The organism is Methanoculleus horonobensis (assembly GCF_001602375.1).
GTDB classification, from domain to species: domain Archaea; phylum Halobacteriota; class Methanomicrobia; order Methanomicrobiales; family Methanoculleaceae; genus Methanoculleus; species Methanoculleus horonobensis.
In genome coordinates this window covers 434,564-457,077 of sequence record NZ_BCNY01000015.1, presented here as the reverse complement: position 1 = coordinate 457,077, position 22,514 = coordinate 434,564, and the positions used below count along the sequence as shown (strand labels likewise).

The window sequence follows — 22,514 nt, the reverse complement described above, 5'->3', positions numbered from 1 at the left end:
GTGAATAATTTGACTGGCGAATCGATGCTTCAGATAACCGTCGATCAACTTGCAAGAACACTCTGCGCGAGCGCGGTTCTCGGTGCTCCGATCGAGGCCGGCGAGCGGGTTATCATACCGGTCGCCGAGTTCGGGCTCGGGTTCGGCGGCGGTGAAGGCTCCGGAGAGAAGAAGGAAGGCGGCCCGGCCGGAGGATCCGGCTCCGCGAGCGCCGGAGGCGGCGGCATATCGGCCGTTGCGCTGATCATCATCACCAGGGGTGTCCCCGGGCCCGAAGGCATCCAGGTGGTGTCGCTGAAGAAGAAGAGCGAGATCGCCGAGGTCATCTCGACGATCGGAGAGGCGGTCGGCCCCCACGTCGAGAGGGTGCTCGAGAAGGGCTCCGAGATGATGCAGCAGCACAAGGGCGGCAGAATGCCCGGGGCATCGGAAGGCGGAAAAGAGATCCCGATCGGCGGTGAAGGAGAGGCATAAGGTTCTCTCCATTCCATGGCCGCGACCCTTCTTTTCTTCATCCTGCTCGTCGCCGCCGTCCTCATCCTCGCTCTTCTGCTGGCCCTCTACCTGGTTCCGGTGACCGTCTCGATGGTCGCCGACTGCAGCCGGGAGAGAGCCCGGGCGACGGCAACCGTAGCCTGGGGCATCGTGGGGGCGAGGGTTCTGGTCGCCGACGAGACGCAGGCGATCGAGATCCTCCTCGCCGAACGCCGGATCGTGACCCGGGATCTCGGGGAGATGTTGGCGGAGAAACCGGAGGAGAAAGAGAAGAAGGCCGAGGAGAGACGGCCGGCCCGGCCGGTGCGGGAGTACCTCGACGCTGCCGGCGACCTCTGGCCGCATATCCGGAAGATTCTCGAGACCATTTGCCGGTCTCTCCGCCTTGAGACGCTCCGGGTGGATATCACCCTCGGCCTCGAGAGCCCCGCCGACACCGGTGTCGTGTACGGCTACTGCACCGCCGCTCGTTACGCGCTCTGGCCGGCGGAGGCGATCGAGTTTGCGCTGATCCCGGTCTTCGACCGCGAGGTCTTCGAAGGCACCTTCATACTCCGGATGCAGGTTCGCCGCCCGCTCCTGATCCTCATCGCGGTCGCAAAGGCGCTTCTGAAAAGACCGGTGAGAGAACGGCTCCGCCAGGTGTCGGGCAGGGGTGTGCCGGGTGCCTGAAGGAACCGATCTCGTCGTCGGGGGCGGCCGTACGGCAGGCGGCCGGTGCATCATTCCTGTCATCAGGACATTCACGCTCTGTGTGGGGGGAGCGGCCGCACTCAGCCTGACCCCGGTTGCGCTCCTCGTCGTCGAGGGAAGGAGTGAATACCTTGCCCTCCTCCCGGGTGCGCCACGGGCGATCAGCGATCTCCTCGAGACGCTCCGAGACGATATCGAGCGGGAAAAAGAGAGATGTCTGGGGTAGCCCTCACTCGTGGCGCAGGGCCTGGATCGGGTTTAACTGCGCCGCCTTCCAGGCCGGATAGAGGCCGGATGCCACGCTCGTGATGACGCCGAAGGCCATCCCGAAGACGATGTAGAGGAGGCTCGTCGGGTCGAAGAGGTAATCGGGGTTCTCGACGAAGACCGCCGTTACCACGTAGCCGGCGCAGAAACTGAGCACGCCCCCGATGAGGGCGCCGGCAATGCCGAGGAGGAGCGCCTCGTAGATGAACATCCGCATCACCTCGCCCCGGCGGGTGCCGATGCTCCGGAGAACGCCTATCTCCTTGATCCGCTCGGTCACCGACATCAGCATCACGTTCAGGATCGAGACGCCGGCGACGAGGAGCGATATCGCGCCGATCCCTGCGAGAAAGACCGTGATCGACTCGGTGGCCGCAAAGACGCTCTCGAGAATCCCCCGGGTATCCATGACGGTGACGGTGTCCTCCCGGCGGTTCATCCTCTGCTCGATCGACTCCTTGACCGCGTCGATGTTATTGACGTCCCTGACCTTCACGATCGCCTGATCGTAATCGTCTTCGTCGTAGTGACTCGAATACCAGGCGTAGGGGACGACGATGGCGTAGTCGGGATTGATGTCGAACCCCATCCCCCGTTCCTTGAGCACGCCCACGACACGGAGGGTTTCGTCGCCGATCCTGACCCGGGCACCGAGTTTCAGGCCGTTCTCCCTGCTGTTCGCGGCAAGCTCGCTCCCGATCAGGCACCCGCCGCCGGTATCCCTCGGGTAGCCCCCCGACTCCACTTCGAGCAGAGCGGGGATATCCCCGGCGGGGATCGCGTAGATCATCGCGGCGCTCTCTTTATCGCCCACGGCTAACCTGTCGGCGGTGCTCGAGAACGGTATGACGTCGTTCGAGCCGACCGCCCGGGCGATATCGGAGACCTCCCGGTCGGTGAGTTTGCCGCCGCCCACGCCCGTCGCCGGGGAGACGATGACGGTGTCGCCGACGTCGCTGACCATGTCGTTGAACATCAAGCCGATGCTGTTGCCCATGATGCCGAGGGAGGCGATCGCGATGACACCGATGACGATCCCGATGACCGCAAGAGACGACCGGAGCCAGTGACGGACGACGTTCCGGCGGGCGAGGTCGAAGAACGTCATCGTTCCACCTTTCCGTCGACGAGCCGGATCGTCCGGTCGGCGTATTCGGTCATACGGGGGTCATGGGTGACCATGACGACGGTCTTGCCCTCCTCGCGGTTCATCCTATCAAGGAGGGTCATGATGGCGGTGCCGGTCTTCGAGTCCAGGTTCCCGGTCGGTTCGTCGCAGAGGAGGAAGTCGGGGTCGTTGACGAGTGCCCGGGCGATCGCCACGCGCTGCTGCTGCCCGCCGGAGAGTTCGCCCGGCTTATGGGTGAAGTGGGTCTTCTCGATCCCGACCGCCCTGAGGACTTCTTCCGCCCTCTCGCGGGTGCCGTTCTGCCGGCCCTTCAGGATCAGGGGATACTCGACGTTCTCGACTATCGAGAGGAGCGGGATCAGGTTGAACTGCTGGAAGACGAACCCGATATGATCGCGCCGCAGAAGGGTCAGATCGTCGTCGTCCATCCCGCCGATCTTTTTTTCGGCGATCGTGACCTCGCCCGAGGTCGGGACGTCGAGCGACCCCATGATGTTCAAGAGCGTCGACTTCCCCGACCCTGAGGGGCCCATGATCAGGACGAACTCCCCCTCCTCGATGGCGATATCGACGCCGTTAAGCGCCACGACGTCGCCCGCCGGAAGAGGGTAGACCTTTCTCACGTTCTCGAAACGGATGACCGGCATCGTCGTTACGTCCGCTTCCAGGAGTAGTAGATCGCTCCGGCAACCCCGAGCGCGACCAGCACCACGACGATGATCCCGAAGAGCGGGAACCCGCCGTCCTCCCGCTCTTCGAGCGGGGCTGCCGTCGTGCCGCCGAGTCCGACCGGTGTCGAGGCGGTGTAGCGGTTTCCGTCGTCGTCCCGGTACTCGACGACGACCGGGATCTCGGTCACGGTACCATTGGTCTTAAACGTCACCTCGAACGACGAGATGTCGTCGGGATCGAGCGTTCCGACGACATAGACCCGGAACGGGTCGATGGGCGTCGCGGGCGATCCGGGGGTGACCAGCACCGACCGGGCAGACTCGAGGCCGGCGTTCATGACGTCGCCCACGATCCGGTAACCCCCGGCGATCGGCGTGACCTCGACGTTGGTGATGACGGGGTCGGCCTGACGCTTGTCCTCGCCGAAGGCGACCGGCAGCACGAGATCCGCGGTATGGGTGTTGATCCCGTTACGCCAGACCACCTGGAACGTGACGTCCGTCTCCGCGGTCGGGGTCAGGTTGAACGTGACCGTCCCGGACGCGTCGGGGGCGAGAGCACCGATGAACCCGCCGGTCGGGGTGACGGTAAATTCGTTCCCCTGCGGGATCACCTGGACGCCCGAGGCGGCGTTCGGCCGCGGGTTGCCCACCCTGACGGTGATGTCGGCCGTTCGGGACTCAGCGAAGGCGTCCGGTTTCTTGATCACCGACGCGCTGAGCGGCGTGTTCTCGACCTGGATCGGGACCGGGTAGCGGAGACTGCCGCCACCGTCGCGGAAGTCAAGGACGAACGTCGGGTAGAACGTCCCTTCGCCGCCGTCAGCCCGGACGGTGAAGGTGAACGTCTTGACGTTCCCGGCGCCGATCTCCCCGACCGAGGGGTAGGGGTCGCTTAAGGGCACGACCCCGCTGCCGTGGAGCCGGGCACTCCTGATGGCGACAGGTTCGGCGCCGTTGTTCTGGACGACAACCGTCAGCGTCCCGGTGTCGCCCTTCATCAGGACCGCCGGGTCGAGCGACGAGGAGGTCACGGTGAGATCCGCAGGGGCGGCGCTGGCCGGGCCGGCAACCGCGATAGCGGCACAGAGGAGGGTTATGATTGCAAGGTAGATCGATTTCATGTTACAGCCATCCGGCAAGTGTGATGAGGATATAGAGGATGTAGAGCCCCACGGGTATCCCGACGGTGAGAACCGCGTTCCGCGTGGAGAGGTTCCGTGCGTACTTCATACCGAAGATCCAGATGTTCGCGCTCCAGATCACGAAGAGGATGCTCACGATCCCGGCAATCCGCGCCAGGGGATCGGTCGCGAGAATGGTCACCAGGTTCTCGGAGAACTCCACCATCTGCTCGGGGTTCGTCAGGGGCGGGATGTTCAGGCCCGAGAGGAGCTGGAAGGAGAAGTAGGTTCCGATGATGCCCCCGAAGACCTGGGGGAGGAGCCCGTAGCCGGTGAACTCCAGTGTCCGCTCGAGGTCGCCCTGGCCCTTGAAGAACATCGAAACGACGTGGAAGACGAAGCCGTAGATGATCCACGCGAGGAACCCGCCGACGAAGGCAATACCTGCGGAGAAGATCGTCATGATCACCCCGAGGCCCTGCATATCCGCGGGAAGCATGGCCATGGTGATATCCGTCATCGGTATGACCGAGACCGCACCGATCAGCCCGACGGCGAGTGCGATCAGCGCCGGTATCTTCAGGCTTGGTTTTTCCTGCATGCGAGTCTCAAAGAACCGCCCGGGATCAAGCAGTACCCGGAGAAACCCTGTGTCCATAATAAGTACGCCTCGTATACTCTTGGCCGACGGAAAGGGATAAACTTTTTTCAGGACAGTGATGCCGAATGCGGGGGAATTCGCTGGATTTTCACGATCCTCCGACAGGGTTCGGCTCAAACCGGGGGACGGGGCGGTCTTCCCCGGGCGGGCGGGCGGTTCGTTTCCCGGCCTCCCCCGTACCGCGTGGCAACCCCCGCACGCGCCGCCGGCACGTCAATCGCGATCTGTACCGATTACAGGTGCCCGAGTTCCTTCAAACTCGCGTAGCCGTTCTTCGTGACGATGAGATGGTCGAGCACGCGTATGCCGAGGATCGACCCGGCCTCAACGAGCTGCCGGGTGATCCCGATATCCTGGGTCGACGGCTCAAGAGTTCCCGAAGGATGGTTGTGAACCAGGACGACCGATGCCGCACGGTCGGTGATCGCCTCGGAGAAGACCTCCCGGGGATGGACGAGGCTCTGGTTCAGGATGCCGACGGTGACCACCCGGCACTCGATCACCTCGCCGGCACCGTTTAAGGTGAGACAGATGAAGTACTCCTGCTTCTTGTCCCGCCACTCCGCGACCAGCGGGAGGACGTCCTCAGGCCGGGTGATCCGGTGCCCGGAGACCCCATCGTCCCCGAGATACCGCCGCCCGAGTTCAAAGCAAGCCATGATCTCGCAGGCTTTCGCCGAGCCGACACCATCTATCTCGAGGAGATCGTCATACGAAGGGCAGCCTTCAGCACGCTTCAGGCAGCGTTCGACGTCGCCCGCGACCTGCCAGACGTCCCGCCCCGCCGTGCCGCGCCCGAGGAGAAGGGCAATCAGTTCGGCATCGGTGAGCGCCTGTGGTCCGCGTGCTGCCAGCCTCTCGCGTGGACGATCGTGGTTCGGGGTGTCACGCATCCTCTTTCTCATGCTCATCCGACCCGTTCGGGTTATCTCCCCGGTTTAATCCCGGAGCATGTATATGTTGCCAATCGATCCGGCACACCGAACGGATCCAAATCCAGGGAGAACGAACTAAAAACGAAATAATCTTTCCAGATGGGAGGGATTTTTGAGAACCCTATCGAAACTCTTTTTAACCCGGTGGCACTATCTTTCACGAAATGGAACTCCCCTGGAAGAGCGCCGAGGCCTTGTGCAGGAAGGGACAGGCATACGCCGAGCAGGGGCAGTACGACCGGGCCGTCGAGTGCTACGACCGGGCGATTCAGCAGAGCCCCAGCACCGGCGCCGCCTGGTATCAAAAGGGGCTCGCTCTCACCGGCGCCCGGAACCACCGGGCAGCGATCGAGTGCTTCGACCAGGCGATCCGGATCGACCCGACCTGTGCCCGGTTCTGGCAGGCCCGGGGACAGGCGCTCTACGAGATCGGGGAGTACCGGGAAGCGGCCGGGTCTTCCGGCCAGGCGGTGAAACTCGCACCGGACTCCGCGGGCGCCTGGCTCACCCGGGGCCACGCTCTCCGGAAGATCGGGCTCACCCCCGAGGCAATCGCGTGCTACGACCGGGTGGTCACGCTCGAACCGAACCGGGTTGACGCCTGGCTCGCCCGCGGCACGGCGCTTGCCACCGAACGCCGGTATGAGATGGCGATCGGGTGCTACGACCGGGTGGTCGCGCTTGAACCGGGGAACGCAAACGCCTGGTATGCCAGGGGAACCATCGAGACCCTTCTCTCCCGCTTCGAGGACGCACTCGCATCCTACGATCGGGCCGTCGCCATCGACCCGAAGCACACCGATACCTGGTATACCAAAGGATGCACGCTCTCGGCGCTCCAGCGTTACGAAGAGGCAATCGGATGCTTCGACCGCGCGCTCGCCCTCCGCCCCGACGACGTCGAGGCCTGGTACAACCGGGGCCGGGGACTGCAGAACCTGGAGCGCTACGAAGAGGCACTCGACTGCTACGAGCGGGCGTTCCGGATCAACCCCGATTACCCCGGTATCTGGCATCACAAGGCCACAACGCTGAAGAAACTGAAGCGCTACGACCTCGCGCTCGCCTGCTTTGACCGCGCGCTCCGGGTGAACGCCGTCGACGCGGAGATCTGGTACCAGAAAGGCCTGCTCTACTTCACCATGAAGCGTTACGGGGATGCAGTAGAGTGCCTCAGTCAGGCGCTCAAACTCCAGCCCGACCACACCGACGCGGAATACTACCGGGGCGAGAGTTACTACGCCCTCGGGGACCGTGAGGCTGCGATCGAATGTTACCGGGCCGTGGTCAGGGTGCACCCCGAGAACGCCATCGCCTGGAACAACTACGGCAACGCACTCTACCAGCTCGAGCACTACGAGGAAGCGCTCGTCTGCTACGAGCGGGCGCTCGAGATCGATCCGGAGAACCAGCGAGTCTGGAACAACAAAGCGAGCGTGCTCTCCGTTCTGTCACACTACGACAAGGCGCTCGTCTGCTACGACCAGGAACTCCGGGCACATCCCGAGAACATAGACGCCTGGTACAACAAAGGGCTCGCGCTCTTCGTCCTCGGACGGTACAGCGATGCCGTCACCTGTTATACGCACGCGCTCGATATCGATCCCACGAGGGTCGAGGCCTGGACTACGAAGGGGAACGCTCTCGTGCTCCTGGACCGCTCTGAGGAGGCGCTCGTCTGCTACGATCGGGTTCTCTCCCTCAACCCCGACGACGCCGAAGCCCTCAACGGAAAGGCGGTGGCGCTGATCAATCTCGACCGCCCTGCCGAGGCGGTCAAATACTACGAGAGGCTGCAGCGGCTGCCGGAATGGAAGCGGAAGGGAGAACAAAGTCCGGGAAAAAGGAACGGGCTCTAGGCCCGCGCAATCCGCTCGACCGCTTCCTCGAGGTTCCCCATCGAGGTCGCGTAGGAGAGTCGGAGCCAGCCGGGAGTGCCGAACGCGGTTCCCGGGGTGACCGCCACGTGGAGATCGTGGAGCCACGACCGGGCGACCGCCATATCGTCGCCGTCGACCTGCACGTAGGCGTAGAAGGCACCGTCGGCCGGGGCGGTGGCGTAGCCGAGATCGCGGAGCGCCGGAATGAGGTAGTCGCGCCGGCGCTCGAACTCGCGGCGCATTGCTTCCACGCAGTCCTGGGGACCCTCGAGCGCCGCGACGGCGCCGAACATTGCAAACGTCGTCGGGTGCGATATGGTGTGCTGCTGCACCTTCTCCATCTGCCGGAGGATCGGCCGGGGAGCGACTGCGTAGCCGATCCGCCACCCGGTCATCGCATAGGCCTTCGAGAACCCGTTGATCGTGATCGTCCGCTCCGCCATCTCCGGGAGGGAGGCGAGGGAGACGTGCTCCTTCCCGTAGACCAGTTTCTCGTAGATCTCGTCTGAGAGCGCGTAGATGTCGTGGTCACGGCAGATATCGGCGATGAGCCGGAGCGAGTCTCTATCGAGCACCGCGCCGGAGGGATTCGAGGGGGAGTTGACCACGATCATCTTCGTCCGGGAACCGACGGCCTCAAGAAGGGTGTCGTCGACCTGGAAGGTCTCTGTCGAGAGCGGGTGGTGCCGGGCGACGGCGCCTGCAAGCTGACTGCAGGGCTCGTAGGATACCCATGCCGGATCGAGGATGAGCACCTCGTCGCCCGGGTTCAGGACGGCCTCCATCGCCTCGTAGATGGCGTCTTTCGCCCCGCAGGTGACGATCACCTCGTCGGGCTTTGCGGGGACGGCGTTCTCGCGGCCGATCTTCGCCGCGATCGCGGCCGTCAGCGCGGGTATCCCCGCGCTCGGGGCGTAATGCGTCTCGCCCCGGCGGAGGGCGCCGATGCAGGCGTCCTTGATGTGCTCGGGGGTGTCGAAGTCCGGCTCCCCGATGGAGAGGCTGATGACGTCGACGCCCTCCTGCGCCATCCGCTTTGCGGCGTTCGAGATCTCGATCGTCGCAGAAGGAGCGATGGCCGCAACCTTCTCCGAGAGGCTCCTCATCCCAATCGCTGAACCATCTTCACGGCCGACTCGACTGCGCGCTTCGCATAGTCGATCCGCTCGGTCGCTTCCATCCGGGTCATCCCCGGCCCGGAGATGCCGAGAGCGACGGGCTTTCCGAACTCAAGGGAGAGGTCGATGATCTTACGCGCCGCGTGCTGGACGACGATCTCGTCGTGCTGGGTGGCACCCTCGATGACACAGCCGATGGTGACGACCGCGTCGATCTCGCTCTGCTCGAGCAGTTTCTTGATCGCGAGCGGCATGTCGTAGGCGCCGGGGACGTAGATCGTGTCGGCAACCTCCGCGTCGAGGAATCCGGCGTGTTCCCGGGCCTCGATCTCCATCATATAGGTGATGTCGCGGTTGAACTCCGCGACGACGAATCCAAGTTTTATCGTCATGTACAATCCTTCCTGTGGTACTACTCGCACCGGTTATTGATAATCCTCACTTTTTGCATTAGAGGCGTGCGGGCCCGACATCCTCGAACCCCTGCCGCTGGCCGGTTCCGGCGAGCTTCTCGAGTTCCTTCGGGCGGAGCGCGAGCCGCACGGCGTTCACCGCGTGCTCGCGGGTTCGCTGCTCCATTAGCCAGGCAAGTTCCTTTCCGTCTTTTGCCTCGTCCTCGTGGACGAAGACCTCGATGATGTGCCTGTTCGTCATCAGCTGGCAGATGATGAGGCCCTGGGAGGCCTCGTGAGCGCAGACCTTGTCCTTCTCCGCCCCCCCGGGCATCCCGAGCGCCATCACGAGGTCGCATCCCCGCTCCTCGATCAGCTTCTTGCACGCCACCGGGAGATCCTTGATCCCGGGGACGACGTAGCGCTCGAGCCCCACGCTCGCGTGTCTGCGGATCTCGTCCGCGGCAATCCCGCCCATGTCTATGCGGGCGAACGTTGTGTCGGCGATCCCGATCTTCATCCGAGGAGCACCTCTGCGGCTGCCTCGACACCGTCGCCTGCCGCAAAGCCGGACTTTTTGAGGGCGAACTGGACGGCCGCGAGGGTGGCGAGGATCTCCTGCGCCCCGACGCCGCCCATGGTGCCGATCCGGAAGATCTTGCCCTTGAGGTGGTCCTGGCCGCCGGCGATCTCGATCCCGAACTTCTTGACGGTTCCCCGGAGGTCCTTGTCGGTGATGCCATCGGGAATCCGCATGGCGGTGGCGGTGTTCGAGTAGGCGTGGTGCGCGTCCAGTGTCGGGAAGAGGTCGACGCCCCATCCCTTCGCTGCGGCGCGGACGGAGTCCGCCATCCGGCGGTGGCGGGCGATCCGGGCTGGAACGCCCTCTTCCTCGATAATTTTGCATGCCTCGTGCAGCGCGAGGAAGAGCGGGACCGCCGGGGTGTAGGGGGTCTCCATCGGGGTGCCGCTCCCGCTCTTCCGGTAAGCAGCCATATCGAGGTAGAACGGCCGCTTCTCCGATATCCGGTCCCAGGCACGCTCGCCAACAGCGATAGCGGCGAGGCCCGCCGGGGCGGCGAGGCACTTCTGCGATCCGACGACGGCGATATCAACGCCCCATTCGTCCATCCGGACGTCGTCGCCGCCGATGGAAGTGACTCCGTCCATGATGAAGAGCGCATCGTGCTTCCGGGTGAGTTTCCCGACCTCGGGTGCGGGGTTCTTGATACCGGCGCTCGTCTCGTTGTGGACCATGGTCACGACCTCGGCCCCGGCTTCGAGTTCCTGCTCGAGGGCCGCGAGATCGAGCGGTGTCCCCCACTCCGATTCGAGGGAGGTGACGGTGCCGTAACGCGCGCCGATCTTGGCAAAGCGGTCGCCGAACTTACCGTTTACGAGCGAGACGATTCGCTTGTCCCGCGCGAAGTTCGCGACGCCCGCCTCCATCCCGGCGCTTCCCGAGCCGCTGATGATGTAGAGTTCATTTACGGTACCAAAAAGGGTCTTTAAGGTCTGGACGGTCTCCGCATATGCGGCGCCGAACTCGGGGCCGCGGTGGTTGATGGCCTGCCGCGTCATGGCGGCACGTACCCGCTGCGGAATGGGTACCGGGCCTGGAATCATCAGGAGTGGTTCTTGTTCCATGGGATATCAGTCCGTATCGTCTCGTCGAGGACAGACGCTGTTCCTGCAAGGAAGTTGGATGTGGTTTCATATCAACCTCACCACCGTGCAATATCGACAGGGTGAAAAAGAGGCGGGCCACAATTGAAGCTGGATATGGCAGACGTCACGGTTATCTGCGGTTCCGTCTCGGACGGCGCCGTCGCGGAGAAGGTCTTTGAGACCCTGAAAGAGCACGGCGTGGCCTACGACTACAAGGTGATCTCGGCGCACCGCGACCCGGAGCGGCTGGACGAGTATGTGAAGGCGAGCGATGCACGGGTCTTCATCGCGATCGCCGGACTCTCGGCGGCTCTCCCGGGAGTGATCGCCTCGAAGACGAAGCGGCCGGTGATCGGCGTCCCGGTGAGCGGGACGCTGATGGGCTTTGATGCCCTCCTCTCGATCGTCCAGATGCCGAGAGGCGTCCCGGTGGCCTGCGTCGGGGTGGACAACGGCGTGAATGCCGCCCTGCTCGCGATCCGGATCCTTGAAGCAGGGCGCGACTGAGATCTCCTGCCGGGCCGGGGGCGCCGGCCTTACACGTAGGAGCACCGCGGCCTTCTCGAACCCCGGGCGCGCACCCGGCGGTGCCCGAGCGTCGGGCAACCTTTTTCCACCCGGCCGCGAAGGGAGGGGCATGAAGCAGAGAGTGCTCTTCATCGGCACGAACAACGCCGCCCGGACCCAGATGGCGGAGGGCTATCTCCGCGCCCGCTACGGCGACCGCTACGAGGCCTGCTCCGCCGGGATCGCCCCCACCGCACCCGCTCCCCTCGCAGTACGGGTGATGGGCGAGATCGAGATAGACATCTCAGAGCAGCAGGCAAAGGATCTCACGCTCTTTGACGGAAAGGAGATGGATTACGTCGTCGCGCTCTGTGCCGGGGGTGTCTGCCCGATGTTTCCCTGGACGAAGGAGACGATCCACGTCGACTTCCCCGACCCGGGCCGCGCAACCGGAACCCCCGACAAGGTGATCGCGGCCTACCGGCGGAGCCGCGACGCGGTAACCGCCTGGATCGACGGGCGGTTCGGGTAATGACTTCCCCAAAAGGGGAAGGAATTCGAGCACCGTTAGGTGCGAAGAGCGACGGATGGGACGTCCGGAGTTTGAGAAAACGCGAAGCGTTTTCGAGCACGACGTTCGGCCAGCAGCGCCGAGCGGAGTTCGAGCATTCGGAAAATATAAAGGAAGTGGAGAAGAGTATCCAGGAGAACCTTTCACGGCTCCATCCGTTCTTCCGGTACCGGGAGGATATCCCGCACCATCTTTACGGCGCAGAGGTCGCCGCACATCGAGCAGGTCTCGATCTCGCCGTCGCGCTCGTGGATACGCCGCGCCTCCTCGGGAGCGAGCGCCGCCTCGAACTGTTTCTCCCAGTCGAGCGCCCGCCGCGCCTCCGCCATCCGGATCTCGCGGTTCTTCGTGTGTGCGGCGGCGCGGGAGAGGCTCCCGACGTGCGCCGCGATCTTCGCCACCCGCGTCCCTTCCACGATGTCGCGAACGTCCGGCAGCGCCAGGTGCTCGGCCGGCGAGACCATGCAGAGGAAGTCGGCGCCGTTCATGCAGGCGATCGCGCCCCCGATCGCCCCCACGACGTGGTCGTAGCCCGGCGCCACGTCGGTGACGAGCGGGCCGAGCAGGTAGAGCGGAGCGCCGTCGGTCAGTTCCTTGATCATCCGGACGTTGTAGCCGACCTGGTCGGCCGGGATGTGCCCCGGCCCCTCGATCATCCGCTGCACCCCGGCGGCGAGCGCCCGCTTCGCGAGATGGCCGAGCGTCAGGTACTCCGTCGACTTCGCGAGGCGGCCGGCGTCCACGAGCGCGCCCGGCCGCATCCCGTCGCCGAGGCTCACGACGACGTCGTGTTCGGCGAGGACCTCGAGGAGGTAGTCATACTCGGCATAGAGGGGATTCTCCTCGCCCGTCGCGGCCATCATCGCCACGTGGAACGCCCCGCCCCTGCTGACGACGCCCATCGTCCGGGGGTCGGCCTTGAGCGACGCGAGGGCGTCGCGGTTCACGCCGCAGTGCAGCGTCAGGAAGTCCACGCCCTGCCGGCAGTGCTCCCGGATGACCTTGAAGAGGAGATCGGCGTCGACGTCCGCCGCGCTCCCCGCCCGCCTGACCGCCTCGTAGACGGGGACGGTGCCGACCGGCGCATCGAGTTTCAGGATCTTCTGCCGGATGCGGACGAGATCGCCGCCGGTCGAGAGGTCCATCAACGCGTCCGCACCCTCCCGGAGGGCCGCCTTCGCCTTCTCGACCTCGAGATCCTCGTCGCACCGGGTTCCCGACGTCCCGACGTTCACGTTGACCCGTACCCTGCAGCCCTCCCCGATGGCGCAGAGTCGGTGCGGTCTTATGGGGTTTGCCGGGATGACGATCCGGCCGCGGGCGACGGCCCGGGCGGCGGCGTGGGGCGGGAGATCCTCTTCCCGGGCGATCGTCTCCACCTCGGGGGGAACCCCGCGCAGGCACGCGGAGATCAGGGTATGCATAAGAACCATTTGCCCGGAAGCCATATTAGTCTGCATGCCAGTCCGGTGGATCGCGAGCGATGCGACCTACGCCAATTCGTTCGTTTACGAAAACGTCCTTATCGACGCGGGCGTTCTCCCGATGGCGGTGCAGCCCTATGCCGCCGCGATCGATACGATCGTCATCACCCACGCCCACTACGACCATATCGCCCACATCAAAGAGATCGCGCGGCTCTGCGGCGATGCGGCCGTCTGCATCCATGAGGCGGACGCGCCCGGCCTCGCCGACGACGCCCGGAGCCTCTCGATGGTCTTCGGGGCCCGCTCGCCCGGGATCGTTGCCGACGTTCTTCTCCATGACGGCGACCGGGTAGGGAACCTCCGCGTCATCCACACCCCCGGCCACACCGCGGGCGGGATCTGCCTCTACGCCGAGGCTGAAAAACTGCTCTTCTCCGGGGACACCGTCTTCACCGGCGGATCCTTCGGGCGTTACGACTTCCCGGGCGGCGATCGGACGGCGCTTGCGGCATCCATCGAGCGCCTCGGCGCCCTCGATGTCGAGGGGCTCTACCCCGGCCACGGCGAGCCTGTCGCCCGGGGCGGCGGGCGGCATATCGCGGCCGCCCGGGAGGCGCTCCGGTTCTATGGATAAAGGTGTCTACGCCCTCATCCTTGAGAACAACAATTGCATCGTCCGGGTCGGCGCTCTCGGGGAGCGGGAGTTTCCCCGCGGCAGCCACGTCTACGTGGGATCCGCCCGGGGGAGCGGCGGCCTTGCCCGGGTTTTGCGGCACCTGCGGCTCGCCCTCCGCCGCGACCGCCCGCCCCGGTGGCACATCGACTACCTCCTCCTCGACCCGCACTTCTTCCCCGCCGCCGTCGTCACCGCCGCCACCGACCGGGACTGCGAGTGCGATCTCGCCCGTGCCGTCGCCGGATCCTCCGTCCCGGGGTTCGGGTGCAGCGACTGCGCCTGCCCCTCCCACCTCTTTTACCGTCCCGGCGACCCGGTTCCCGAGGTCGCCGCAGCATTCCGGGGTCTCGGTCTCGATGCCCGGATCACAAGAATCAAGAACGAGGGGAACCAGCATAGGGTATGAACGTTCTCGGTATCTCCGGAAGCATGCGTAAAAACGGCAATACCGCGACTCTCGTCACCACCATCCTTGATCGGGTGCGGGAGGCAGGCATCGAGACCGAGTATCTCTCACTCGCCGATATGGATATCCGGCCCTGCACCGGGTGCGAAGCCTGCAAGGACGCGAAGTGGTGCGTGACGGAGGATGACGACTGGGGCCTCGTTGCGCAGAAGATGGTCGACTGCGAGGTGCTCGTCCTCGGTGCCCCGACCTACTACTACGACATCAACGGCCAGACGAAGAACCTGATCGACCGGACCTACTCGCTCTACCACGACCGGAGGCTTTCGGGGAGGAGAGCCGTCGCCGTCGCCGTCTGCGCCGACCGGGGATGCGAGCGCGCGCTCGAGACCGTGGAGGGGTTCTTAAACACCCACGAGTTCTCGTATCTCGGCTACGTCTGCGGGAAAGGCTACGCGCCGGGAGATATTCATAAAGACGAACGGGCGATGAAGAAGGCCAGGACGGTCGCGGATACGATCGTCAGGTACCTTCAGCCCGAGGACTGAGAACCCGAACCCCCACACCTCTCCGGCGGTCGGTCGCCTATCAGAGCCGCGCTCCCGACCCTCGGCCCTCGCGAGCGGGGTGTCTCAGGGAAGGGCGGGGTGTTTGCCGCCCGCCATCTCCTCCCGCCCGGCTGCAGTCAGAGCAGCAGCGATATGATCGCGAGGACAATGAAGATGATAACCAGCCACTTCGCGACCGACATTGACATTCCTGCAACGCCTCGTGCTCCGAGTATGGCGAAGATAAGTGCCAGCACGAAGAAGAGGATTGCAAGACCTACAAGGCCACCACCAAGCATAGTGTTCTCCTCCCAACCGCCAGCACCCGGCCGGCGTTGAGGAGCCACAATCTATCCGGGCGTATTTATATTTTTCCGGATATTGTTTGGATGAGCCGGCGAATCGATCCGGCTCTTCCCGGTGATCAGCCAAGACGGGTATAGGTCGTCGTCCGCTGCCGGAGTACCCGGCCGAGATCCCCGGCCATCCGCTGCATCTCGGCCGGATCCAGGTAGTCGGTATCCCGGGCGCCCGCCTCCCGGGATATACTCTCTTCAAAGAGTGTCCCTCCAAGGTCGTCCGCGCCCGAAAGAAGCCCCATCTGCGCCATCTTCGTCCCGACCTTCACCCATGAGGCCTGGATGTGATCGAAGTTGTCGAGGAAGAGTCGGGCGACCGCAAGCATCAGGAGGTCTTCTCTCCCGGCCGCTCCGGGCCGGGCCTGCCCCGCCCGGTAGAGGGGGGTGTTTCTGTGGATGAACGAGAGGGGTACGAACTCCGTGAACCCGTGAGTCTCGTCCTGGATCTCGCGGAGGACGCCAAGATGCCGGGCGCGATCCGCCTCGTTCTCGGAGTGGCCGTACATGATCGTCGCCGTCGACCGGATCCCGAGACCGTGCGCCTCCCTGATGATCCGCGCCCAGGTCGCCGTGTCGATCTTGTCGGGGCAGATCACGGCACGGACGCTGTCCACCAGGATCTCGGCCGCCGTCCCGCAGAGGGTGGCGAGACCCGCGTCCCTCATCATCCCGAGGACTTCCCGGGTGGAGATGCCGCTCTTTTCTGCGGCATACGCCACCTCCATCGGGTTGCTCGCGTGGATGTGGACGCCCGGCGCCTCGTCCCGTATCCAGGAGTAGATATCGGCGTATGACCGGGCGTCGAACTCCGGGTGGAGCCCGCTCACCGTGCAGACCTCGGTGACGCCGCGCTCGCGTGCCGCCCGCGCCTTCTCCCGCACCGCGGCCTCGCCGTAAAAGAAGGCATCGGCGTCGCCAGGCTTGCGCGAGAACCCGCAGAACCCGCAGGCGTTCACGCAGATGTTGGTGACGTTGATGTTCTGGTTCCGGACATAGGTGACGATATCACCGACTCTTCGCTCGCGGAGTTCGTCCGCGGCGGCGGCGATGGCGAGGACGTCCCGGCCGCGGGTCGAGAGGAGACGGACGGCCTCCTCCTCCGTGAGCCGGTGACCGGCAAGCACGTCGTCAAGAACCTCTGATAGCGGCGGCGTCATGCACCTCATCCGTCCCCCCGTATGGGATACGTTGATCTGGCCCGGTCAGGACAAGAACCTTCGGGCGCGCCCGGTGGTGGTGCATACACGTATCGGTTCCCGGACGATGGGATGAGATATCGAGGCGCTCGCGAACGCCGGAGTTCCTGCGGCGATCGTCGGCGCCTCGGAAGAGTCGACCCTCGATGACCTCGATTCCCTGATGGACGCCGAGGTGAAGGCGGCGAACCTCCCCGCCGTGCAGCGCCGCGTCGAGATCGGGATGCCGGGGAGGGAGGCGCTGAACCGGATGTGACGCGGCCTATCCGGACAGGTTATACCAGCTCGTAGGTCGTCGTCCGCTGGCGGAGCGTCCGGCCGAGATCTTCGGCGATCCGCCGCATCTCCGCCGGATCGAGGTAGTCGGCGCCCTCGCCGCCGGCATCCGTGCTGACGTCGTCGCAGAACATCGTCCCGCCGAGGTCGTCGCCGCCCGCGAGAAGCCCGAGCTCTGCCATCTTCGTCCCGACCTTGCCCCAGGAGATCTGGATGTGGTCGAAGTTGTCGAGGAAGAGACGGGAGACCGCAAAGAGGAGGAGATCTTCTCTGCCGGTGGCTCCCGCGGGCGCGAGACCGTTCCGGTAAAGGGCGGTGTTCTCGTGGAGGAAGGAGAGGGGAACCAGTTCGGTGAACCCGCGGGTCTCATCCTGGATCTCGCGGAGGACGCTAAGATGCCGGGCGCGATCCGCCTCGCTCTCAGAGGAGCCGTACATGATCGTCGCCGTCGAGCGGAGGCCGATACGGTGCGCCTCCTTGATGATCCGAACCCAGGTTGTCGTATCGCACTTGCTCGGGCAGATCACGCGACGGACGTCGTCGACCAGGATCTCGGCCGCGGTCCCCTGCACGGTTCCGAGCCCCGCGTCACGCAGGCGTTCGATCGCCTCCTTCGTCGAGACGCCGCTCTGTTTCGCGGCCCAGGCGATCTCGTCGGGGCTTGCCGTATGGATATCCGTGCCGGGGGCCTCCTCCCGCACGCAGGAGATGAGGTCGACGTAGGAGTCGAGGGTATAGTCCGGGTGGACGCCGGAGAGGAGGCAGATCTCGGTGACGTTCCGTGTCGCTGCCGTCCGGGCCTTCTCCCGGATCGCATCGATATCGTCGTAGAATGCCTCCGGATCGTCCGCCCGCCGCCCGAACCCGCAGAGGTTCTTGCAGATGTTGGTGACGTGGATGTTCTGGTTCCGGACATAGGTGACGGTATCACCGACTTTGCGCTCGCGGAGCTCGTCTGCGGCGGCGGCAATCGCCCAGACGTCCCGGCCGCGCGTCGAGAGGAGCGTGACGGCCTCCTCCTCCGTGAGCCGGTGGCCGGCAAGCGTATCGTCGAGCAGGGTATGCAGCGAGTTGGGCATCGTAAACAGCTCTCTTGTAGTCGTGGATTTATTCGTCTTTCTCTTTTTTGCGCGCAAGGACGAAGTCGTGGATGAGGATGACCAGAATGACGACGACGGCGAACTCAACGAGGTGCAGGGGCAGGTAGCCGACGAGCGGCACCGCGAAGAGGGCTTTGCCGACGATCCACTCCTTCTCCACCGGCTCGATCACTCCGACACCCCCGATCCGGAGGTTCGGCTGGTCGGTATAGGGGTTGTTGTCGCCTTTGGTGATGTAGCCACCGTGCGGGTCGGCGTAGTAGGCCCCGAGCCCCGACTCAACCACGGCGGCGGTATCGACGTGGGTCATCGCGCGATGGATGATAGGGTGGACGGAGTCGGCACCGTTCGGCCGATAGACGATCACGTCACCGTAGTTCCCGAAGGACGCGTGCCCGGTTCGTTGTCCCTCGGCCCAGGTCGTCAGGCTGCCGAACCGGTCCTCGTCGACGACGAGCACCAGGTCGCCGACGTTCATGTTCGGAACCATGCTCTCCGACTCGATCGTGACCACTGCCGGCCAGGTTCCGGAGAAGAGGAAGAGGGCGAGGGCGATACCCCCCACGACCGCGGCGACCCAGAGGAGGTCGCGGGCGAGCGAGACGACCGGGCGGTCGCTCTCCCGGAACGCCGTAAGGGCCGATGCTGCACGCTGCAGCCAGGTGGTATCCGACATCTGTTCTAAAGAGATTGCTATCCTTCATATACATAGGTTCTCCGGATGCCCGGACCGGGAACGGAGCGCGAAAAGATAAACCCATATTGCCGGGGGGAGAATATCTTGGGGTCCATGCTCGCCAACGCCGAGATCGTACGCCGGTTCCTCGAGTTGAAACACCAGGTTCATCCCGACGTGGTGAGTTACATCCGTGAACAGGACGATCCCTCCCTCATCGACCGGATTGCGGCGGGGGTCCCCGACGGCACCCTGGTCGTCTCCTCAGAGCATATCCCGGGCTTGAAGAAGGTCCGGGACGGGACGCGATTCCTCGTCGACCCCGAACTCGAGGTGATCATGGGGAGCGCCGGAACCACAGGAAGCGTCAGCGGCCACGAGGACGCCGTCCACTACTTCCGAAACCGCTACAACTGCCTCTCCTCGATGATCCGGAGCCGGATGACCACGATGCCGGTCGAGGCGCTGCTGAAGTCTCCCCACCGTTACCGCGATGAAGAGTGCAGCATCATCGGGATGGTGGCCGACGTCCGGACGACCGCGAAGGGACACCGGCTCGTCGAGGTGGAAGACCCCACCGGGGCAATCAGGGTGCTCTTCAACAGAGGGAAGGACGACTCGTTTGCGGAGGCGGAGCGGATCCTCCCCGACGAGGTGCTCGGGGTCAAGGGAAAACTCTCAAGCGACGGCGGCCTCTTCTTCGCCGAGCAACTCTTTCGCCCGGACGTCCCCATCAACAACGCCCCGTTCAAGAGCGACCGGCCGGGGAAAGCGATTCTCATCTCCGACGTGCATGTCGGGAGCGACACATTCCTCGATGATGCGTGGAACCGGTTCGCCGACTGGCTCCAGGACTCCGATGCCGCATACCTCCTGATCGCGGGCGACCTCGTCGACGGCATCGGGATCTATCCCGGGCAGGAGAACGAACTGACGATCAAGAACATCTACGAGCAGTACGACGTCTTTGCGGGGATGCTCCGCGACCTGCCCTCCCGGATCCGGATCGTCGCCGCGCCGGGAAACCACGACGTCGTCAGGATGGCCGAACCGCAGCCGGCGATCCCGCCGGAGTTCACCGCGAAGTTCCCGGAAAACTGCACCCTCGTCGAGAACCCCTGTCTCCTGAACCTCCAGGGTGTCCGGGTCCTGATGTATCACGGCCGATCGATCGACGACATGATCGGGCTGATTCCGGGCGCGAGTTACGAGCGGCCCGGCGAGATCATGGATGAGATGCTCAAACGCCGGCTTCTCGCCTCTCCTTACGGGATGCGGACACCGATCGCCGCAATGAAGACCGACCGGCTCGTCATCGACCCGCTCCCCGAGATCCTTCTCACCGGGCACGTCCACATCTGCGGCATCACCCGTTACCGGGGCGTCCTCGGGGTGAACGCCGGTACCTGGCAGGCTCAGACCGCGTTTCAGAAACAGATGAACATCAACCCCACGCCCGCGCGTGCGTTTGTCGTCGATCTCCAGACGCTTCAGCCCGAAGTGATCGATTTCAGCTGATTTTCCACCAGATACACCAGATCTTTTCCACATATTTAAAAATGTTGAATTCCTCTGTATATGGTACTCAACCGGAGGAATGCAAAGAGATGGATCTGGTATATCTGGCACCCATCGGTGCCGTTCTCGCTCTCCTGTTCGCAGGATACTCGTATATGAGTATCAGGCGTGAGGGGACAGGTACCGACCTGATGCAGAAGATTGCTGCCGCCATTCATGAGGGAGCAATGGTCTACCTGAACAGACAGTATCGCGCTATAGCCATATTTGTCATCGTGCTTGCCGTCGTCCTCGGCGTCTGGATCAACCCACTTACCGCGGCCTGCTTCGTGCTCGGCGCGGCGCTCTCGGCGACTGCCGGCTACATCGGCATGTTCACCGCCACGGCAGCAAACGTCCGGACGACGAACGCCGCGCGGCGCGGAATCGCCGATGCGTTCAAAGTTTCGTTCGCGAGCGGTTCGGTCATGGGGATGGCCGTGGTCGGTCTCGGGCTTCTCGGGCTCTCGATCGCTTATCTGGTCGTCAGCAACTTCACGGGGCTGGCTCAAGCCGAAGTCCTCACCATCGTGACCGGGTTCGGTCTCGGTGCAAGTTCGATCGCTCTCTTCGCCCGTGTCGGCGGCGGTATCTTCACCAAGGCCGCTGACGTCGGTGCCGACCTCGTCGGCAAGGTCGAAGCGGGAATCCCCGAGGATGATCCGAGGAACCCGGCCGTCATCGCCGACAACGTCGGTGACAACGTCGGCGACGTCGCCGGCATGGGTGCCGACCTCTACGAATCCTACGTCGGCTCGATCATCGCGGCAATGGTTCTCGGTGTCGCCGTCGCGGCCACGGCGTTCCCGAACGCCGAACTCATGAACGTGATCCTCCTCCCGCTGCTGATCGCCGCGGTCGGTATCGTCGCGTCCATCATCGGTTCGCTCTTTGTGCGGACGAACAAGACCGAGAGCAGCGCCATTCACCTGGCCTTCAACAAGGGTTTGCTCGCCGCGATGGTCGTGACGGTCGCCGCCACCTACTTCCTCGTGACCCAGCTCCTCGGAGCGGAGTACATCGGCGTCTTCTACGCGGCCGTCGCCGGTCTCGTCGCAGGGTTCGCCATCGGCCTGATCACCGAGTTCTACACCTCCTTTGACCGGAGCCCGACCCTCGCCATCGTCAAGTCGAGCGAGACCGGGGCCGCGACCACCATCATCACCGGGTTTGCAAAGGGGATGGAGAGCACCGTCTGGCCGGTCCTGATCATCTCCGTCGCGATCTTCGTCTCCTACCAGGTCGCCGAACTCTACGGTATCGCGATCGCCGCCGTCGGCATGCTCGCGACGCTCGGGATCTCCCTCTCCGTCGACGCCTACGGCCCGGTCGCCGACAACGCCGGCGGTATCGCCGAGATGTCCCACCAGAAGCCCGAAGTCCGCGAGATCACCGACACCCTCGACGCCGTCGGCAACACCACCGCCGCCATCGGCAAGGGGTTCGCCATCGGCTCTGCGGCGCTGACGGCGCTCGCCCTCTTCGCCGCCTACACCCAGGCGGTCGGCCTCTCGGTCATCGACGTCTCGGTCCCGAACGTCTTCATCGGCGTCCTGATCGGCGCGATGCTGCCCTTCCTCTTCTGCTCCATCACGATGATGGCTGTCGGGAAGGCGGCATACAGCATCGTCCACGAGGTCCGCCGCCAGTTCAAGGAGATCACCGGCCTCATGGAAGGCAAGGCCGACCCTGACTACGCCTCCTGCATCGCCATCTCCACCCAATCGGCGCTGCGCGAGATGATTCTGCCCGGCATCCTTGCCGTCGCCGCGCCGCTCATCGTCGGGTTCGTCCTCGGCACGGAAGCGCTCGGCGGCCTGCTCGTCGGTTCGCTTGCGGCCGGGTTCCTCCTCGCCGTCACGATGGCGAACTCCGGCGGAGCCTGGGACAACGCGAAGAAGTACATCGAGCAGGGCCACCTCGGCGGAAAGGGTTCCCCCGCCCACAAGGCAGCGGTCGTCGGCGACACCGTCGGCGACCCCTTCAAGGACACATCGGGCCCCGCCATCAACATTCTCTTAAAGCTGATGTCCATGGTCGCGCTGGTCTTCGCGCCGCTGATCCTGGTCATCTAATCCGACTCCTTTTTTTCATACGCCCACCGGGCAGGGCAACTGCACCACTTCGGCGGTCACCGCAATATTTATTGCAGATCCTACATTATTGATCATGTAAAATTATA

General features: G+C 64.4%; 26 protein-coding genes. 12 read left to right on the top strand and 14 right to left on the bottom strand.

All coding sequences use genetic code 11. From position 1 onward, the window contains the following. Positions 1 to 24: 24 nt before the first annotated feature. The 3 genes from MCUHO_RS10005 to MCUHO_RS09995 are packed head-to-tail and all read left to right on the top strand — an operon-like array spanning position 25 to position 1,414. Positions 25 to 474, top strand: coding sequence for a spore germination protein GerW family protein (locus MCUHO_RS10005; protein WP_067077747.1), 450 nt, complete (start codon positions 25 to 27; stop codon positions 472 to 474). Between the two features lie 15 nt (positions 475 to 489). Continuing rightward, entirely contained in the window at positions 490 to 1,167 is a 678-nt protein-coding gene (locus tag MCUHO_RS10000; RefSeq protein ID WP_067077744.1) for a DUF2953 domain-containing protein, read from the top strand. Then, entirely contained in the window at positions 1,160 to 1,414 is a 255-nt protein-coding gene (locus MCUHO_RS09995) for a hypothetical protein (RefSeq protein ID WP_153020034.1), read from the top strand. Before MCUHO_RS10000 ends, MCUHO_RS09995 begins: the two co-directional genes overlap by 8 nt. Positions 1,415 to 1,417: 3 nt before the next feature. Here MCUHO_RS09995 and MCUHO_RS09990 read toward each other — a convergent pair whose 3' ends face one another. The 5 genes from MCUHO_RS09990 to radC form a co-directional block, all read right to left on the bottom strand. Next, positions 1,418 to 2,563 carry an ABC transporter permease gene (locus MCUHO_RS09990; protein WP_067077739.1) on the bottom strand — a complete coding sequence of 382 codons (1,146 nt, stop codon included), beginning with the start codon at positions 2,561 to 2,563 and terminating at the stop codon, positions 1,418 to 1,420. Further along, positions 2,560 to 3,231, bottom strand: a complete 672-nt coding sequence (locus tag MCUHO_RS09985) for an ABC transporter ATP-binding protein (protein WP_067077737.1) — start codon at positions 3,229 to 3,231, stop codon at positions 2,560 to 2,562. Before MCUHO_RS09985 ends, MCUHO_RS09990 begins: the two co-directional genes overlap by 4 nt. 5 nt (positions 3,232 to 3,236) lie before the next feature. Further along, positions 3,237 to 4,379, bottom strand: a complete 1,143-nt coding sequence (locus MCUHO_RS09980) for a COG1361 S-layer family protein (protein WP_067077734.1) — start codon at positions 4,377 to 4,379, stop codon at positions 3,237 to 3,239. A gap of 1 nt (position 4,380) precedes the next feature. Beyond that, positions 4,381 to 5,037, bottom strand: coding sequence for a YIP1 family protein (locus MCUHO_RS09975; protein WP_067077731.1), 657 nt, complete (start codon positions 5,035 to 5,037; stop codon positions 4,381 to 4,383). 236 nt (positions 5,038 to 5,273) lie between these two features. Continuing rightward, positions 5,274 to 5,945, bottom strand: coding sequence for a RadC family protein (radC, locus tag MCUHO_RS09970; RefSeq protein WP_067078842.1), 672 nt, complete (start codon positions 5,943 to 5,945; stop codon positions 5,274 to 5,276). Between the two features lie 194 nt (positions 5,946 to 6,139). Here radC and MCUHO_RS09965 point away from each other — a divergent pair, with 194 nt between their 5' ends. Next, the gene (locus MCUHO_RS09965; RefSeq protein ID WP_067077728.1) at positions 6,140 to 7,834 is read left to right on the top strand and encodes a tetratricopeptide repeat protein; all 1,695 of its coding nucleotides are present in this window, start codon (positions 6,140 to 6,142) and stop codon (positions 7,832 to 7,834) included. On the opposite strand, the gene MCUHO_RS09960 is transcribed toward MCUHO_RS09965, so the two are convergent. The 4 genes from MCUHO_RS09960 to MCUHO_RS09945 are packed head-to-tail and all read right to left on the bottom strand — an operon-like array spanning position 7,831 to position 11,012. Beyond that, positions 7,831 to 8,961, bottom strand: a complete 1,131-nt coding sequence (locus tag MCUHO_RS09960; RefSeq protein WP_067077725.1) for a pyridoxal phosphate-dependent aminotransferase — start codon at positions 8,959 to 8,961, stop codon at positions 7,831 to 7,833. The genes MCUHO_RS09965 and MCUHO_RS09960 overlap by 4 nt on opposite strands. Further along, on the bottom strand, positions 8,958 to 9,365 hold the full coding sequence (ribH, locus tag MCUHO_RS09955) for a 6,7-dimethyl-8-ribityllumazine synthase (RefSeq protein WP_067077722.1): 408 nt from the start codon (positions 9,363 to 9,365) through the stop codon (positions 8,958 to 8,960). Before ribH ends, MCUHO_RS09960 begins: the two co-directional genes overlap by 4 nt. Positions 9,366 to 9,423: 58 nt before the next feature. Then, entirely contained in the window at positions 9,424 to 9,885 is a 462-nt protein-coding gene (ribC, locus tag MCUHO_RS09950) for a riboflavin synthase (RefSeq protein ID WP_067077718.1), read from the bottom strand. Beyond that, positions 9,882 to 11,012 (bottom strand): pyridoxal-phosphate-dependent aminotransferase family protein, encoded by a 1,131-nt coding sequence (locus MCUHO_RS09945; protein ID WP_067077715.1) that lies wholly within the window; start codon positions 11,010 to 11,012, stop codon positions 9,882 to 9,884. The genes ribC and MCUHO_RS09945 overlap by 4 nt, the downstream gene beginning before the upstream one ends. A 135-nt stretch (positions 11,013 to 11,147) precedes the next feature. Between MCUHO_RS09945 and purE the strand changes: the two genes are divergently transcribed. Both purE and MCUHO_RS09935 read left to right on the top strand, forming a co-directional pair. Beyond that, positions 11,148 to 11,540 carry a 5-(carboxyamino)imidazole ribonucleotide mutase gene (gene purE, locus MCUHO_RS09940; protein ID WP_067077712.1) on the top strand — a complete coding sequence of 131 codons (393 nt, stop codon included), beginning with the start codon at positions 11,148 to 11,150 and terminating at the stop codon, positions 11,538 to 11,540. A gap of 130 nt (positions 11,541 to 11,670) precedes the next feature. Further along, positions 11,671 to 12,072: an arsenate reductase ArsC gene (locus MCUHO_RS09935; protein WP_067077709.1), complete on the top strand. Its 402-nt coding sequence runs from the start codon at positions 11,671 to 11,673 to the stop codon at positions 12,070 to 12,072. Positions 12,073 to 12,254: 182 nt separating this feature from the next. Here MCUHO_RS09935 and thiC read toward each other — a convergent pair whose 3' ends face one another. Continuing rightward, positions 12,255 to 13,544 carry a phosphomethylpyrimidine synthase ThiC gene (gene thiC, locus MCUHO_RS09930; RefSeq protein WP_153020033.1) on the bottom strand — a complete coding sequence of 430 codons (1,290 nt, stop codon included), beginning with the start codon at positions 13,542 to 13,544 and terminating at the stop codon, positions 12,255 to 12,257. A gap of 25 nt (positions 13,545 to 13,569) precedes the next feature. Between thiC and MCUHO_RS09925 the strand changes: the two genes are divergently transcribed. From MCUHO_RS09925 to MCUHO_RS09915, 3 genes are read left to right on the top strand one after another with little or no spacing between them, the layout of a single operon-like run. Then, positions 13,570 to 14,172 (top strand): MBL fold metallo-hydrolase, encoded by a 603-nt coding sequence (locus tag MCUHO_RS09925; RefSeq protein ID WP_067077705.1) that lies wholly within the window; start codon positions 13,570 to 13,572, stop codon positions 14,170 to 14,172. Next, positions 14,165 to 14,620 carry a GIY-YIG nuclease family protein gene (locus MCUHO_RS09920; RefSeq protein WP_067077702.1) on the top strand — a complete coding sequence of 152 codons (456 nt, stop codon included), beginning with the start codon at positions 14,165 to 14,167 and terminating at the stop codon, positions 14,618 to 14,620. Before MCUHO_RS09925 ends, MCUHO_RS09920 begins: the two co-directional genes overlap by 8 nt. After that, positions 14,617 to 15,168: a flavodoxin family protein gene (locus tag MCUHO_RS09915; protein WP_067077699.1), complete on the top strand. Its 552-nt coding sequence runs from the start codon at positions 14,617 to 14,619 to the stop codon at positions 15,166 to 15,168. Before MCUHO_RS09920 ends, MCUHO_RS09915 begins: the two co-directional genes overlap by 4 nt. Positions 15,169 to 15,305: 137 nt before the next feature. Here MCUHO_RS09915 and MCUHO_RS12420 read toward each other — a convergent pair whose 3' ends face one another. Together MCUHO_RS12420 and cofH (MCUHO_RS09910) are read right to left on the bottom strand one after the other, a co-directional pair. Continuing rightward, a complete protein-coding gene (locus MCUHO_RS12420) occupies positions 15,306 to 15,467 on the bottom strand; it encodes a DUF1328 domain-containing protein (protein WP_011842905.1) in 162 nt (53 codons plus the stop codon). Between the two features lie 125 nt (positions 15,468 to 15,592). Further along, a complete protein-coding gene (gene cofH, locus MCUHO_RS09910) occupies positions 15,593 to 16,693 on the bottom strand; it encodes a 5-amino-6-(D-ribitylamino)uracil--L-tyrosine 4-hydroxyphenyl transferase CofH (RefSeq protein ID WP_084385990.1) in 1,101 nt (366 codons plus the stop codon). A 109-nt stretch (positions 16,694 to 16,802) separates the two neighbouring features. On the opposite strand from cofH (MCUHO_RS09910), the gene MCUHO_RS12415 reads away from it, so the two are divergent. Then, positions 16,803 to 16,979, top strand: coding sequence for a DUF1805 domain-containing protein (locus MCUHO_RS12415; protein WP_084385989.1), 177 nt, complete (start codon positions 16,803 to 16,805; stop codon positions 16,977 to 16,979). Between the two features lie 19 nt (positions 16,980 to 16,998). Here MCUHO_RS12415 and cofH (MCUHO_RS09905) read toward each other — a convergent pair whose 3' ends face one another. Together cofH (MCUHO_RS09905) and MCUHO_RS09900 are read right to left on the bottom strand one after the other, a co-directional pair. Beyond that, positions 16,999 to 18,078, bottom strand: a complete 1,080-nt coding sequence (gene cofH / locus MCUHO_RS09905; protein WP_067077693.1) for a 5-amino-6-(D-ribitylamino)uracil--L-tyrosine 4-hydroxyphenyl transferase CofH — start codon at positions 18,076 to 18,078, stop codon at positions 16,999 to 17,001. Positions 18,079 to 18,106: 28 nt separating this feature from the next. Next, complete coding sequence (locus tag MCUHO_RS09900; protein ID WP_067077690.1) at positions 18,107 to 18,775, bottom strand: S24/S26 family peptidase; 669 nt, start codon at positions 18,773 to 18,775, stop codon at positions 18,107 to 18,109. Between the two features lie 114 nt (positions 18,776 to 18,889). Between MCUHO_RS09900 and MCUHO_RS09895 the strand changes: the two genes are divergently transcribed. Next, the gene (locus tag MCUHO_RS09895) at positions 18,890 to 20,293 is read left to right on the top strand and encodes a DNA-directed DNA polymerase II small subunit (RefSeq protein WP_067077687.1); all 1,404 of its coding nucleotides are present in this window, start codon (positions 18,890 to 18,892) and stop codon (positions 20,291 to 20,293) included. Positions 20,294 to 20,382: 89 nt separating this feature from the next. Further along, positions 20,383 to 22,407: a sodium-translocating pyrophosphatase gene (locus MCUHO_RS09890; RefSeq protein WP_067077684.1), complete on the top strand. Its 2,025-nt coding sequence runs from the start codon at positions 20,383 to 20,385 to the stop codon at positions 22,405 to 22,407. Positions 22,408 to 22,514 lie beyond the last annotated feature (107 nt).